Source organism: Kitasatospora sp. NPDC058406, from assembly GCF_042722765.1.
Classification (GTDB): domain Bacteria; phylum Actinomycetota; class Actinomycetes; order Streptomycetales; family Streptomycetaceae; genus Kitasatospora.
Map to the genome: position 1 here is coordinate 59,926 of NZ_JBHXKE010000008.1, position 13,385 is coordinate 73,310.

Annotated in this window: 13 protein-coding genes; 5 read left to right on the forward strand and 8 right to left on the reverse strand. The window is 74.2% G+C overall.

Annotated features, from left to right (window positions below):
- Positions 1-197: 197 nt before the first annotated feature.
- Positions 198-395: a hypothetical protein gene (locus ACFWOG_RS03310; protein WP_380354210.1), complete on the reverse strand. Its 198-nt coding sequence runs from the start codon at positions 393-395 to the stop codon at positions 198-200.
- Positions 396-423: 28 nt separating this feature from the next.
- On the reverse strand, positions 424-654 hold the full coding sequence (locus ACFWOG_RS03315; protein ID WP_329878834.1) for a hypothetical protein: 231 nt from the start codon (positions 652-654) through the stop codon (positions 424-426).
- A gap of 426 nt (positions 655-1,080) precedes the next feature.
- Here ACFWOG_RS03315 and ACFWOG_RS03320 point away from each other — a divergent pair, with 426 nt between their 5' ends.
- Positions 1,081-1,782: a bifunctional DNA primase/polymerase gene (locus ACFWOG_RS03320; RefSeq protein ID WP_329878832.1), complete on the forward strand. Its 702-nt coding sequence runs from the start codon at positions 1,081-1,083 to the stop codon at positions 1,780-1,782.
- Positions 1,783-1,869: 87 nt separating this feature from the next.
- Here ACFWOG_RS03320 and map read toward each other — a convergent pair whose 3' ends face one another.
- Complete coding sequence (gene map, locus ACFWOG_RS03325) at positions 1,870-2,715, reverse strand: type I methionyl aminopeptidase (RefSeq protein WP_329878830.1); 846 nt, start codon at positions 2,713-2,715, stop codon at positions 1,870-1,872.
- Between the two features lie 98 nt (positions 2,716-2,813).
- Between map and ACFWOG_RS03330 the strand changes: the two genes are divergently transcribed.
- The gene (locus ACFWOG_RS03330) at positions 2,814-3,077 is read left to right on the forward strand and encodes a hypothetical protein (protein ID WP_329878828.1); all 264 of its coding nucleotides are present in this window, start codon (positions 2,814-2,816) and stop codon (positions 3,075-3,077) included.
- A gap of 111 nt (positions 3,078-3,188) precedes the next feature.
- On the opposite strand, the gene ACFWOG_RS03335 is transcribed toward ACFWOG_RS03330, so the two are convergent.
- Complete coding sequence (locus tag ACFWOG_RS03335) at positions 3,189-4,550, reverse strand: MFS transporter (protein WP_329878826.1); 1,362 nt, start codon at positions 4,548-4,550, stop codon at positions 3,189-3,191.
- A gap of 169 nt (positions 4,551-4,719) precedes the next feature.
- On the reverse strand, positions 4,720-5,442 hold the full coding sequence (locus ACFWOG_RS03340; RefSeq protein ID WP_380354215.1) for a hypothetical protein: 723 nt from the start codon (positions 5,440-5,442) through the stop codon (positions 4,720-4,722).
- A 47-nt stretch (positions 5,443-5,489) separates the two neighbouring features.
- On the opposite strand from ACFWOG_RS03340, the gene npdG reads away from it, so the two are divergent.
- Both npdG and ACFWOG_RS03350 read left to right on the forward strand, forming a co-directional pair.
- Entirely contained in the window at positions 5,490-6,182 is a 693-nt protein-coding gene (gene npdG, locus ACFWOG_RS03345; RefSeq protein WP_329878822.1) for an NADPH-dependent F420 reductase, read from the forward strand.
- A gap of 230 nt (positions 6,183-6,412) precedes the next feature.
- Positions 6,413-6,610 (forward strand): hypothetical protein, encoded by a 198-nt coding sequence (locus ACFWOG_RS03350; RefSeq protein WP_329878820.1) that lies wholly within the window; start codon positions 6,413-6,415, stop codon positions 6,608-6,610.
- A 62-nt stretch (positions 6,611-6,672) separates the two neighbouring features.
- Here the strand turns inward: ACFWOG_RS03350 and ACFWOG_RS03355 are convergent, their stop codons facing one another.
- On the reverse strand, positions 6,673-7,488 hold the full coding sequence (locus ACFWOG_RS03355) for a site-2 protease family protein (protein ID WP_329951637.1): 816 nt from the start codon (positions 7,486-7,488) through the stop codon (positions 6,673-6,675).
- Positions 7,489-7,746: 258 nt separating this feature from the next.
- Here ACFWOG_RS03355 and ACFWOG_RS03360 point away from each other — a divergent pair, with 258 nt between their 5' ends.
- Positions 7,747-11,214, forward strand: a complete 3,468-nt coding sequence (locus ACFWOG_RS03360; protein WP_380354218.1) for a BTAD domain-containing putative transcriptional regulator — start codon at positions 7,747-7,749, stop codon at positions 11,212-11,214.
- 141 nt (positions 11,215-11,355) lie between these two features.
- Here ACFWOG_RS03360 and ACFWOG_RS03365 read toward each other — a convergent pair whose 3' ends face one another.
- Both ACFWOG_RS03365 and ACFWOG_RS03370 read right to left on the reverse strand, forming a co-directional pair.
- A complete protein-coding gene (locus ACFWOG_RS03365; protein ID WP_329878813.1) occupies positions 11,356-12,168 on the reverse strand; it encodes an ABC transporter permease in 813 nt (270 codons plus the stop codon).
- Positions 12,165-13,196 (reverse strand): ATP-binding cassette domain-containing protein, encoded by a 1,032-nt coding sequence (locus ACFWOG_RS03370; protein ID WP_355406120.1) that lies wholly within the window; start codon positions 13,194-13,196, stop codon positions 12,165-12,167. Before ACFWOG_RS03370 ends, ACFWOG_RS03365 begins: the two co-directional genes overlap by 4 nt.
- Between the last annotated feature and the right edge of the window lie 189 nt (positions 13,197-13,385).

The window sequence follows — 13,385 nt, forward strand, 5'->3', positions numbered from 1 at the left end:
CCCGTATTTTTCTGTCGCTCTCGGGGGGGTGGTACTTGTGAGGGGGGGTGCGGGGGGGGGGGGGGGGCGCGGTTGGCGGGGGCCCCGGCCCCCCCGCTCGGCCGGGTGGCTGTGGGCGGTGCCGCTGCTCGCGGCCCGGAACGCCGGAACGGCGGGACGGGTGACGGGGGTGCGGGGCGCGGGAGGGACCGGAGGGCTCAGGCCCGAACGGCGAACAGCGCCACGCAGGCGAGCAGCAGCACCGTCCAGCCGAACCAGAGCCAGCCGTTGGATCCGAGCACCGCGCTGTAGGCGCTGATCAGTACCAGCAGTCCGGCGGTGATCCCGGCCACCTGCCGGTTGTGGTGCGCCACCGACTGGGCGCGGGTTCGGGGGTGCCGTACGGTCCTCGCCATCGCCGTCCTCCCACCAGGAGGGCGGCCGTCACCCGGTAGCGCGGGCGGTGGCCGCCTCGTCGTACTCGTAGCGCCAGTACCAGCGGGTGCCCCGCTGCTGCTTGGCCCGGACGTACACCAGTGTGCGCGCCGGAGTGTCCCCGTGCGAGGGGACCGGCACGGTGTACTTCTTGGGCACGCCGTACATCGGCCCCAACGGGATGGGGAGGATCCGGCCGTCCAGGGGGCCGCCGACGAATTCGGTGTCCGCGCTCTTCACCCCACCAGGGTCTCATCCCGCCGCAGGTGGCGGACCGCGTACGGGTGCCGGGCGGAGGTGCTGTGACGGTCGGGTGCCGGGAGTGTGACCGGAGAGGCACCGCCCCCGGTCAACCGGAGGGTCCGCGCACCCTTATCCTTCCTGTTACGCCCTCGGGGTCCACCCGGGTCAGCGGGCCCGTACGGGCCGGGCGAGGCGCACTTGACCGTGCCCGCCGGGCCGCCGAGCCGCAGCCGTCGTGCTGCCGTGACTCCGTACCGTGACCCCGGCGTCGGCCGTCCGGCAACCCCGGCACCGGTCGGCAGGGCGCGGGACTGCAGGGCCGAGCACCACCCGGGGAAGCAGCGGGGGGCGCCGTGCGTTGCGTCGGAGTGGTACGTCGAACGCTGTGTCACACCAGGCACGGCGACGCACGGAAGGGGCCCGATGGAATCCGGCAGCAGGTGGACGACCTGGTGGCAGAAGCGTGACCGTGAGCGGGCCCGGGCGGCGGACACGGACAGTCCCGCCGCCAGACTGGACCAGCTGCTCGGCGCCGTCCGCGCCGGCTTCCCGTTGGCGCCCGCCGCGCATCCGGCCGGCTACCGATGTTCCTGTGACCGGGTCGCCTGTCCGGCGCCCGCCCGGCACCCGGTCTCGTTCGCCTGGCAGACCCAGGCCACCACCGACCCGGAACAACTCGCCCGCTGGCTCTCCCGAGACCCGCAGGCCAACTTCATCACCGCCACCGGCCGCGCGCACGACGTCCTGGACGTGCCGGCCGAGGCCGGGCGGCTCGCCCTGGAGCGGCTCACCGCGCTCGGCGTGGACGGCCCGGTCGCCGCCGTCGGCGAGGACCGCTACCTGTTCTTCACCGCCACCCGGGGTACCCCGGTGGACGAGGACGAGTGGTGGCCGAGCGCCCTGGACTCCACCCCGGACACCATGTCCGAACACCCGGGCCTGCGGTGGCACTGCCGCGGCTCGTACACCCTGCTCCCGCCGGCCGCGCTGCCGGACGGCTCGGAGGTGCGGTGGCTGCGCGGGCCCGAGCAGCCGCTGCCGGACTCGCTGCGCGTGCTGGACGTGCTGACCGACGCCTGCACCGAGGTGGGCGCGGTCGCCGAGGAGCAGTGGCTGATCGGGTAGCCGGCCCGCCGAGCCCGTCCCCGCCCACGTTCTGCCCCGCCCGGACCGCGCCCCTTCGGCGCGGCCCCGGCGGGAACGCCTTCCCCGCTACGGAAGGGTGAGGACCTCGGCGCCGTCCGCCGTGACGACCAGCGTGTGCTCGAACTGGGCGGTCCGCTTGCGGTCCTTGGTGACGACGGTCCAGCCGTCCGGCCAGATCTCGTAGTCGTAGGTGCCCAGCGTGAGCATCGGCTCGATGGTGAAGGTCATCCCCGGCTTGATCACTTCGGTGGCCCGCTCGCTGTCGTAGTGCGGGATGATCAGGCCGGAGTGGAACGACGTGTTGATGCCGTGGCCGGTGAAGTCCCGCACCACGCCGTAGTCGAAGCGCTTGGCGTAGGACTCGATGACGCGGCCGATCACGTTGATCCGGCGGCCGGGCTTGACCGCCTTGATCGCCCGGTCGAGCGACTCCCGGGTCCGCTCGACCAGCAGCCGGGACTCCTCGTCGACGTCGCCGCAGAGGTAGGTGGCGTTGAGGTCGCCGTGCACCCCGTGGATGTAGGCGGTGGCGTCGATGTTGACGATGTCGCCGTCCTGGAGGACGGTCGAGTCCGGGATGCCGTGGCAGATGACCTCGTTGATCGAGGTGCAGACCGACTTGGGGAAGCCCCGGTAGCCGAGGTCGGACGGGTAGGCCCCGTGGTCGCACATGTAGGTGTGGGCGACGGCGTCGAGCGCGTCCGTGGTGACTCCGGGCGCGATCAGCTTGGCCGCCTCGGCCATCGCCTGTGCGGCGATCCGGCCGGCGATCCGCATCTTCTCGATCGTCTCGGCGGTCTGCACCTCGGGCCCGGTGTACGGCGTCGGAGCGGGCTTCCCGACGTACTCGGGGCGCGCGATGTTCGCCGGGACCTTGCGGGTGGGGGACTGGATGCCGGGTACGAGAGCCATGGCCGCGAGTCTATGGCAGCACCTGTCGCCGGGTGTGCGGACGGAGTCCGGCCGGGGAATGATCGCTACGACGCAGCCGCCGAACGGAAGTGACCGCCATGCCTCTGGGATTCCACCGCAACAAGCCGACCGGCAAGCCCGGTGAGTGGTTCTACTGCATCAAGCACGGCAAGGTCGAGGAGGGGCCGGAGTGCCCGGCCAAGGACCGCCTCGGCCCGTACGCCACCCGCGAGGAGGCGGCGCACGCGCTGGAGACCGCCGAGCTCCGCAACCGGGAGTGGAAGAACGACCCGCAGTGGAACGACCGGCCGCAGGGCGGGACCGGGAGCGCCGCGGACGCCGGGGACGCCGACCGGCCGTAGGCCCGCTCCTCCGGATCCCGCAGGGCCGGGCGGCAGCGCGGTGCCCCGGGGTCCTGCCGGCGCGGAGGCCGCGCGCCCCGCGGTCCCGGCGCGACGGCAGGGCGGACGGCCTCAGGCGCCGGCGGCCCCCTGCCGCGCCGGTGCCCGCTCGCTCTCCTCTCGCTGCGCCGCGGCCCGCTCGTGCTCCGCGCGGACGGCGGCGGCGTTCGGGTCGGTGCGGTCGTCGTAGCCGAGCAGGCTGGGCAGGGCCGCGGCGAGTGCGACCACGCCCACCACGCAGGCGACGCCGCCGGCCCAGACCGAGGCGCGGACACCGACCAGGCCGGCCATGCCGCCGGCCCGGACCTGGCCGAGCTGCGGACCGACCGAGTAGCTGAGCAGCTCCACCCCGGCCATCCGGCCGCGCACCTCGTCCGGGATGGACTGGTTCCACATGGTGGAGCGCGCGATGCCGCTGATCTGGTCGGCGCCACCGGCCATGGCGAGGCAGAGCAGCACCAGCCAGACCGAGCCGGAGAACCCGGCCAGCGTGATCGCCGCGCCCCAGCCGAGGGCGGCCAGCACCAGCATCCGGCCGTGCCGGTGGATCCGGGACGTCCAGCCGCTGGTCGCCGAGACGGCCAGGGCGCCGACCGCCGAGGCCGCGTACATCGGGCCGAGCGCCCAGTCCGCGGACAGGTCCGAGGCGAGGAACGGGAAGATCGCCACCGGGAAGGCGAACAGCATGGCGACCAGGTCGATGGCGTAGGTGCCCAGCAGGTCCTTGCGGCTCCAGGCGTACTTCACGCCGGTGAGCACCGCCCGGAGGGTCGGCTTCTCGGCACCGGTGGGCGGCGGCACGGCCCGGATCCGGGCGAGCAGCAGCAGCGAGGCGCCGAAGGTCAGCACGTCCAGCGCGTACGCGGTCTGCACTCCGGCGAACGCCACGATGACGCCGGCCAGCGCCGGGCCGGCCACGGAACCGACGTTGCGGTACAGGGAGTTGAGCGCGAAGGCGGCGGTCAGCTGGTCGTGCGGGACGATCCGCGGGGTGAGCGAGTCCAGAGCCGGGCGCTGCAGGCCGTCGGCGGCGGCGACCAGCGCCGCCACCAGGTAGATCGGCCAGAGCACGGGCGTCGGCAGCAGCGCGTTGAGCAGCAGCAGGGCGCTCAGCACCCCGAGCCCGGCCTCGGCGAAGAGGACCAGCCGGCGACGGTCCAGGGCGTCGGCGAGGGCGCCGCCCCAGAGGCCGAAGACGATCAGCGGGACCAGCTCGAAGGCGCCGATCAGGCCGACCGCGACGTAGGAGTCGGTCAGTTCCTTGATCTGCACAGGGAGGGCGACGTACGTCAGGAAGCTGCCCAGACTGGTCACACAGCCGGAGAACCAGAGCAGGCGGAAGTCCCGGGAGGAGCGCCAGGGGGTGAGGTCGGGGGCGACCGAGCGCAGCAGGGAGCGCGCCCGACCGCTCGGAGGATGGTCGGCATCGTTCACGAACGACCATCTTCGGCGGGTGATCCGCCGCGTCGCAACAGGTTTTCGCCCGGCCGGACGTGCCCCGGACGCGCCCCGGACGTGCCCCGGACGTGGCCCGGGCCTCCCCGGAGTCTCCCTGCGGAGCGACGTCTCCCGGGGGCGGGCCGCTGTGGCGCGGCCGTGGCGCTCACCAGCGGCTGATCGCGGGGCCCTCCGTGAGCCGGCCGGCGAGGGCGGCCAGCCGGTCGAGCGCCGACCGCCGGGCCCGGGCCTGCCCGGCGGCGGCGCTGACCAGGTGCTGGGCCAGGTCGAAGGGCTCCTCCTCGGCGGTGCCGACGGCCAGCCGCCGGTGCGCCAGGGCGGCGAGGTCGGCCAGGCCGCTCGCGCCGGCGAGGCCGCTCGTACCGGCCGGACCGCTCGTACCGGCCGGACCGGGGAGGCCGGGGACCGCGCCGTCGGGGCCACCCGGCCCGCCCCGCAGGGCCCGGTCCGGCGCCCCGTCCATCGCCCCGTCCATCGTCAGCACCGTGGCGCCCTTCCGGCGGGCGTCGTGCACCCGCTCCAACAGCGGCGCGCCGGCCGTCGTCGGGGCGACCACCAGGACCGTCGCCCCGCGACCGGCCTCGGTCAGCCGGCGCAGGCCGTGCGCCAGGTGGGCCGGCGCCCGGTCCGGCACCCGGTGCCGCAGCAGGGTCGGGGCCAGCCGGGGGACGTCCGACCAGGCGGCCTCGTCCTCCAGGTGGGCCGCCAGGTGCCAGGGCTCGTACCCCTCGGTGCCGACCAGTAGCAGCCCGTCGGCGCCGCGCCGGGAGACCGCCTGCCGCAGCGCGCCGGCGAAGCCTCCGACCGCTTCCAGCCAGCCACTTCCGGCCAGCCGCTCCCGGAGTGCCGAAACTCTCACCGCGTCCATGGCCGACAGGATGTCGCGGCGGGCCGCCGGTTTGGCAGGATCGGCCCATGACTTCCCTCGATTCAGCGACAAACCCGGCCCACGAGTTGCCGGACGTCTCGCAGCTGGTGGTCGGTGTCCTCGGCGGCACCGGCGACCAGGGGCGGGGGCTGGCCCACCGGCTGGCCAAGGCCGGTCAGCAGGTGATCATCGGTTCGCGTGACGCGGCCCGCGCGGAGGCCTCGGCGGCCGAGCTCGGCCTCGGAGTACGCGGCGCCGACAACGCCACCACCGCCCGGGAGAGTGACATCGTGATCGTCGCGGTGCCCTGGGACGGCCACGCCGCCACGCTCACCGCGCTCCGCGAGGAGCTCGTCGGCAAGATCGTGGTGGACTGCGTCAACCCGCTCGGCTTCGACAAGCAGGGCGCCTTCGCGCTCGTCCCGGAGGAGGGCAGCGCCGCCCAGCAGGCAGCCGCCCTGCTCCCGGACTCCCGGGTCACCGCCGCGTTCCACCACCTCTCGGCGGTGCTGCTGCAGGACGAGTCCGTCGAGCAGATCGACACCGACGTGATGGTGCTCGGCGAGGAGCGGGCCGCCACCGACATCGTGCAGGCGCTGGCCGGGCGGATCCCCGGTATGCGCGGCATCTTCGCGGGCCGGCTGCGCAACGCGCACCAGGTGGAGTCGCTGGTCGCCAACCTGATCTCGGTCAACCGCCGGTACAAGGCGCACGCGGGTCTGCGGATCACCGACGTCTGATCGCCGGGCGCCCCGGCCCCCGGCGCCCCGGTCCCGGGGTCCGGTCCTCGGCGGGCCGGCCGCCGGGGTCCGGCCCGCCGGAGGGGCCTGCGGTCGGCTCGTCGTACCGCCCGCCCGCCCTACCGTCCTACCGTCGCACCGGAGCGTCGGCCTCACCCCTGGACCCGGTCCGGAGGTGAGGTCGGCGACAATGGGGGCCGTCCGTCCCCCGGTCCTAGGAGACCCCCGCCATGCCCCGCACGTCCCTGCTCGCCTCGATCGTCGTCGTCCTCGCGTTGGCCGCCTCCGTGGTCTCCCTGGTGCAGGGGTGGTGGCTGGGCCTGATCTGGCTCCCGCTGGCGGGCATCGCCAGCAACGTGCTCTGGATGAACCTGCGCCGCGAGAAGCAGACCCGGGCCGCCGCCGAGCGGGCCGCCCAGGGCGCGTAGGCGCGGGCGGCGGCTCCGGGCTCCCGGGCGCTGTCGGCCCCGGGTGCTGTCGGCTCCGGGCGTCAGTCCTTCCAGAACATGAACAGCTCGTGGCCCAGCTGCGGGTAGATCCGGTCGACGCCGAGCAGCTCCATCACGCCGTAGACGGCCTCGAAGAACCAGTGGTTCACCTCGGGCTGCCAGAGCAGGGCGAAGACCGCCAGCATGCCGTACGGCGCGAAGGGCTCGATGGCCCGCCGCGTCTTGTGCGAGAGCCAGGGTTCGAGGATCCCGTAGCCGTCCAGGCCGGGGATCGGCAGCAGGTTGAGCAGGGTCGCGCTCAGCTGCAGCATGCCGAGGAAGCCCAGCCCCAGCGCCAGCGGCGAGACGTTCAGCTCGTAGCCGTTCCAGACCGCGTGCACCTTGGGGTCGTCCAGCCAGCCGGCGCCCACCGGGACCAGCAGCAGCACGGCGGCGGCCAGGTTCACCAGCGGTCCGGCCGCCGAGATCAGGCTGTGCTTGAGGCGTCCCTGGATCCGGTGCCGCTCGATCCAGACCGCGCCGCCGGGCAGGCCGATGCCGCCGAGCAGCACGAAGACGATCGGCAGCACGAAGCTGAGCAGCACGTTGGCGTACTTGAGCGGGTTGAGGGTCAGGTAGCCCTTGGCGCCGACGGTGAGGTCGCCGCCGTGCAGCGCGGTCCGCGCGTGCGCGTACTCGTGGAGGCAGAGCGAGACCATCCAGCCGGCCACCACGAACAGGAAGACGCCGAACCGGGCGTTGCCGTACCCCTGGGAGACCGCCCAGCCGGAGGTGACGAGGATCGCGAGCAGCACCCAGAACACCGGGCTGATCCGGCGGTCCTCGCTGCGTGAGCGCTGCGTGGCGGCGAAGGTCATGGCGTGGGAGCTCCGGGAGTCTGGGGACGGGGTGCGCGGGTCCGGAATGCGGGCAAGGGTCGATCATGCCGGGCAGGCCCGCCGCCGGACAAGCCGTTCCGAGTGAACGAACGGAGCCCCGCGTCGGGTTCCGCGCGCAGGGACGCAAGGTGGAGGGAAGGCGGGGGAAAGGCGGAGGAGGCGGGCGGGCGGAGGGGCGGGACGGGCGGCCCCGGACAAATGTGCGTGGGCGCGGCGCCGATCGACCAGAATGGTGCGGTGCACTACGGCATCCTCGGCACCACCACCGCCCACCACGACGACGGCACCCCGGTTCCACTCGGCGGTGCGCGGCTGCGCGCGCTCCTCGCGGCGCTCGCGCTGCGGCAGGGGCGGCCGGTGCCGGCCGACCTGTTGGTGGACGAGGTGTGGGACGCCGAGCCGCCGCAGGACTCCTCGGCCGCGCTGCAGACCCTGGTGGGCCGGCTGCGCCGGACCATCGGCCGCGACCAGGTCGGATCCGGCCCGGCCGGGTACTGGCTGACCGACCCGGACACCGACCTCGCCGAGTTCCAGCGGCTGGCCGGTGAGGGCCGCGGCGCCCTGGAGCAGGGCGACCACGTCTCGGCCGCCGAACGGCTGCGGGCCGCTCTGGCGCTCTGGCGCGGCCCGGCCCTCGCCGACCTGCCGGACCGCAGCGGCCCGGCCACCCGGCTGGAGGCCCAGCGCGAGGAGGCCCGCCGGCACCGGATCACCGCCGACCTCGGCCTCGGCCGGGCCGCCGAGCTCGTCGCCGAACTCGCCGAGCTCACCGAGCGGCAGCCGTTGGACGAGCCGGTGCAGTACCTGATGGTCCGGGCGCTGCACGAGAGCGGCCGGACGGCCGAGGCGCTGCGCCACTACGACCACACCCGCCGCGTGCTGGCGGACGAGCTCGGTGTCGACCCGGGCCGCCAACTACAGTCCCTGTACGCCGAGTTGCTGACTCCTGCCGAGGCCGTCAGATCACCCGCCGGCGGGCCCGCCGGGGCAGCGGACGCGACTCCCGTGTCCGGCGCCGCGTCCGGCGCCGCCTCCGGCCCTGCCGCCGGGGCAGGCCCCGCGACCGGTGCCGAACCGGCGCCGCCCGTCCGCAGCGCCGGCAACCTGCGCGGCCGGCTCACCAGCTTCGTCGGCCGGGAGAACGACCTCGCCGCCCTGCGGGCCGCGCTGGGGGCCAGTCGGCTGGTCACCCTGACCGGCCCCGGGGGCTCCGGCAAGACCCGGCTCTCGATCGAGGCCGGCCGGCTCGAACAGGGCGTCGGACACTGGCCGGACGGCGTCTGGCTGGCCGAACTCGCCCCGCTGGAACGCCCGGACGCGGTACCGGGCGCGGTGGTCTCGGCGCTCGGACTGCGCGAGACCGTCCTGCACACCGCCGGCAGCATGGTCGCCGACGTGATCGAGCACCGCGGCGACGACCCGGTGCGCCGGCTGGTCGAGCACTGCGGCCGCCGCCGGATGCTGCTCGTCCTCGACAACTGCGAGCACCTGATCCAGGCAGCCGCCGACCTCGCCGACACCCTGCTCGCCGAGTGCCCCGGCCTGACCGTGCTGGCCACCAGCCGCGAGCCGCTCGGCGTGCCCGGCGAGACCGTCCTGCCGGTCGAGCCGCTGCCCGACCCGGTGGCGCTGCGGCTGCTGGCCGAACGCGCCGCCGCCGCCCGCCCCGGCTTCGACCCGCGGAGCGACCCGGAGGCCTGCGCCGAGATCTGCCGGCGCCTGGACGGCCTGCCCCTCGCCATCGAACTGGCCGCCGCCAGGCTGCGGGTGATGACGGCCCGGCAGATCGCCGACCGGCTGGACGGCCGGTTCGCGCTGCTCACCGCCGGGAGCCGCACCTTGCTGCCGCGCCAGCAGACGCTGCGCGCGGTCGTCGACTGGAGCTGGGACCTGCTCGGCAAGCGCGAACGCGCGGTGCTGCGCCGGCTCGCGGTGTTCGCCGGCGGCTGGACCCTGGAGGACGCCGAGGAGGTCTGCTCGGACGAGACCGAGGTGCCCCGCGAGGAGTTCGCCGACCTGCTGTTCTCGCTGGTCGACAAGTCGCTGCTGGTCGCCGACCTCGGCGGGGACGGCCCGCCGCGCTACCGGATGCTGGAGACCATCCACGAGTACGCGGACGAGCGGCTCGCCGAGGCGGGGGAGGCGGAGGCGACCGAGCGCCGCCACGTCGCCCACTTCCGCGAGCTGGTCCGGATCGCCGACCTGAGCATCCACGGCCCGGAGCAGCTGAGCTGGCTGACCGTGCTGGAACGGGAGCACGACAACATCCGGGCCGCGCTGCGCCGGGCCGTCGACCGGCAGGACGAGGGCGAGGCGCTGGTCCTCGCCCTGGGCATGAGCTGGTACTGGTCGCTGCGCGGCTTCAGCCTGGAGGCCCGGGGCTGGTACGACGCGGTGCTGGCGATCGGCCCGGACCCGTTCGCCCCGGACGCCCCCGCACCGGTGCCGCTGGAGCTGCGGGTGCTGGAGTACTCGTCGCCGATGCCCGAGAAGGCCGTCGCGGAGGCCCGCCGGGCGGTCGTCATCTACCGGCTGGCCAGCCTGTTCGAGGGGAGCCTGGACGTGCTGGCCGATCCGGTGGCGATCTCCTCCGCGCGCCGGATCACCGAGGTCTACACCCCGGACCTCCCGCAGTCCTACCGCTTCCCCGGGCTGATGCGGGTCTTCGGCGCCTTCCTGGTCGGCGAGCTCGGCCGGCTGAAGACGATGCTGGACGAGGCGGTCGAGGGCTGCCGGGTGTACGGCGCGGCCGGCGACCTGGCGTTCATCCTGCAGATCCGGGCCAAGATGATGAACGACTGGCCGAACGGCGCCGAGCAGAGCGTCCGGGACGGCGAGGAGTCGCTGGAGCTGTTCCGCCGGGCCGGCGACCGCTGGGGGATGTCCCAGGCGCTGGCCGCGCGCGGCGAGTCGCTGGCCAACGAGGGCCGCGCGGAGGAGGCCGTCGAGGCCTACCGGCGGGCGATCGAGCTGGCCGAGGAGCTGGGTGCGCCGCAGGAGGTGCCGATGCTCCGGGTCCACATGGGCTCCGCCATGCTGGGCAGGGACCTGGCCGAGGGGGAGCGGCTGATCCGGTCGACGCTGGCCGGGGTCGAGCCGGGCCAGAACCAGGCGGCCAACGGCGCCCTGCTGTTCGGCCGGATGATGCTCTGCGGCCTCGCCACCCATCGCGGCGCCTACGACGAGGCCCTCGCGGAGCTGGACCAGCTGAACTGGAGCAGGCTCGGCATGTTCGCCCCGGACGTGATGGGCGGGATGCTGGCGGTCACCCGTGGCTGGATCACCGCGCTCGCCGGGGATCCGGAGCAGGGGATCGACCTCGTCTCCCAGGGGCGACAGCTGCTCCGTACGGTGCAGGACCGCGCGAGCGGCTTCATCGAGCAGATGTCGGTGATGATGATGCCGCCCGTGATCGGGGTGCTGGACGCCTTCGCCCAGCGCGACGGGGACCACGAGCCGGCCCGCCGGGCGGCGACGCTGCTCGGCGCGCACGCCGGGCTGAGCGGGCCGAAGGGCGGCTACCTGGACCGGGTCGAGCGGGTGCGGGCCGAGCGGAGCCTGCGCGGGATGCTCGGTGACGAGGCGTTCGAGGCGGCCTTCGCCGAGGGGCACGGGCTGTCGGTGACGGAGAGCGGAGAGCTGCTCGACCGGTTGGCCCTCTGGCCCGACGACGGAGCCGGCGGGCCGGTCCGCCCGGCCGGCTGATCCGACCGGCCGGCCGGACCGGCCGGTTCGGCCGACCGCGCCGGGGGTTCCGTCCCGTCTTCCCGGCCAGGCCGGCCTGTCCTGTGGTGCGGCCCCGGGGAGGTCCCCCCGGACGTCCCCGGGCCGCATCGGGTGCGCCGCTCAGGTCCGCTTGCGGAAGCGGGCCACGGCGAGCGGCGCGAAGACCGCGGTGATGCCGACCGACCAGGCCAGCACGATGAGCACCGGGTGGGCCACCGGCCCGTCGCCGTTCAGCAGGTGGCGGCAGGCGTCGGCCAGCGCGGAGAGCGGGTTGACCTTGGTGAAGGACTGCAGCCAGCCGGGCATGGTGTCGGTCGGCGCGAAGATCGAGCTGCCGAACTGGAGCGGCATCAGGACCAGCATGGAAACCCCCTGGACGGCCTGGGCGCTCTTCAGCGCCATGCCGAGCAGCATCGAGATCCAGACGACGGACATCCCGAACAGCAGCGACAGACCGATCGCGGCCAGGACCTCCAGCGGGCCGGTCTTCACCTCGAACCCGAGGATCAGCGCGAACCCGATCAGGATGGTGAAGGAGACGAGCGCCCGGCAGGTCTCCGCGCCGATCTTGGAGAGCAGCACGGACGAGCGGCCGATCGGCAGGGTGCGGAACCGGTCCATCACCCCGGTCTGGAAGTCGCTGTTCAGACCGGTGCCGACCGCCATCGCCAGGGTGATGCCGGTCTGCCCGAGCAGTCCGGGGATCATGTACTGCTTGTAGGCGTCCTGGCCGCCCGAGATGGCGCCGCCGAAGACGTAGACGAACAGCACGGTGAAGATGATCGGCATCAGCACCGCGTCGAACATCGACTCGGGGTCGGCCTTGATCCGCATCAGGTTGCGGCGGGTCAGCGCGCCGACGTGCCGCAGGTGGCCGGAGAGGCCGATCCGGGTGTCCTCCGCCCGGGAGGGCGTGAGCGTGGCGGTGGTCATGCGACGGGCTCCTTGGCGAGGCTGGGGACGGAGTCCACGGGGGCCGGACGGTCCGCGGGCTTGCCGGTGATGGCGAGGAAGACCTCGTCGAGGCTGGGCACCTTGGTGTCGATGCCGGCGATGGCGAACCCGCGGGTGCCGAGGACCCCGACCACGGCGGTGAGCTGCTCCTCGCCGGTGATCGGCACGGAGAGAAGGCCGGTGTCGGTGGAGAAGGTGGCGGTGGCTATGCCGCTGTCGTGCAGGCAGCGGGCCATCTCGGGCAGCTCGGCGCGGTGCGTCGGGCGGACCTGGAGGGTTTGGCCGCCGACCTGGGCCTTGAGCTCGGCCACCCCGCCGGCCGCGATCACGCGGCCGCGGTCGATGACGGTCAGCTCGTCGGCCAACTGCTCGGCCTCCTCCATGTACTGGGTGGTGAGCAGCACGGTGGAGCCCTCGGAGACCATCCGCTGCACCTCGTCCCAGACCTCGTTGCGGGTCCGCGGGTCCAGGCCGGTGGTGGGCTCGTCCAAGTAGAGCACCCGGGGGCGGCCGATCATCGAGGCGGCCAGGTCGAGGCGGCGGCGCATGCCGCCGGAGTACGTCTTGGCGACCCGCTTGGCGGCGTCGGTGAGCGAGAACCGCTCCAGCAGTTCGGCGGCGCGGGCCTTGGCGTCCTTGCGGGAGAGGTCGAGCAGCCGGCCGATCAGGTAGAGGTTCTCGTAGCCGGAGAGCATCTCGTCGACGGAGGCGTACTGGCCGGTGAGGCCGATCGTGCGGCGCAGCTGCTTGGGCTGGCGCAGGACGTCGAAGCCGCCGACGAAGGCGGTGCCGGCGTCGGGCTTGATCAGGGTGGAGAGAACGCGGACCAGGGTGGTCTTGCCGGCGCCGTTGGGGCCGAGCACGCCGAGCACGGTTCCCTCGCGGACGGTGAGGTCGACACCGTCGAGCGCCTTGGTGGCGCCGAAGTGCTTGACGATGCCGCGGACCTCGACGGCATTTCCCGCGGCGGGCCCCCGGTCGTTCGGGGCGGTGGCGATTCGTGTCATGCCCCTAGGTTGTCCGGCCCCGCTGTCAGCCCGCTGTCAGCGTCCGGTCCCTCCCCCCGCGGAGTCCGCCGGCCGCTGTCGGCCTGCTGTCATCCCGCCGGCGGTGCGCCCTCGCCGCGGACCCGGCCGGTGTGCCGTCGGCCGGTGTGCCCTCGTGCGGCGTGCCCTCGTGCGGATGCGCCGCGCCCG

Excerpts from the sequence above, each read along its gene's own strand:
- ACFWOG_RS03310 (WP_380354210.1), bottom strand. The coding sequence starts at position 395 with ATGGCGAGGACCGTACGGCACCCCCGAACCCGCGCCCAGTCGGTGGCG.
- ACFWOG_RS03320 (WP_329878832.1), top strand. The coding sequence starts at position 1,081 with ATGGAATCCGGCAGCAGGTGGACGACCTGGTGGCAGAAGCGTGACCGT.
- map (WP_329878830.1), bottom strand. The coding sequence starts at position 2,715 with ATGGCTCTCGTACCCGGCATCCAGTCCCCCACCCGCAAGGTCCCGGCG.
- ACFWOG_RS03330 (WP_329878828.1), top strand. The coding sequence starts at position 2,814 with ATGCCTCTGGGATTCCACCGCAACAAGCCGACCGGCAAGCCCGGTGAG.
- ACFWOG_RS03340 (WP_380354215.1), bottom strand. The coding sequence starts at position 5,442 with ATGGACGCGGTGAGAGTTTCGGCACTCCGGGAGCGGCTGGCCGGAAGT.
- npdG (WP_329878822.1), top strand. The coding sequence starts at position 5,490 with ATGACTTCCCTCGATTCAGCGACAAACCCGGCCCACGAGTTGCCGGAC.
- ACFWOG_RS03350 (WP_329878820.1), top strand. The coding sequence starts at position 6,413 with ATGCCCCGCACGTCCCTGCTCGCCTCGATCGTCGTCGTCCTCGCGTTG.
- ACFWOG_RS03355 (WP_329951637.1), bottom strand. The coding sequence starts at position 7,488 with ATGACCTTCGCCGCCACGCAGCGCTCACGCAGCGAGGACCGCCGGATC.
- ACFWOG_RS03365 (WP_329878813.1), bottom strand. The coding sequence starts at position 12,168 with ATGACCACCGCCACGCTCACGCCCTCCCGGGCGGAGGACACCCGGATC.
- ACFWOG_RS03370 (WP_355406120.1), bottom strand. The coding sequence starts at position 13,196 with ATGACACGAATCGCCACCGCCCCGAACGACCGGGGGCCCGCCGCGGGA.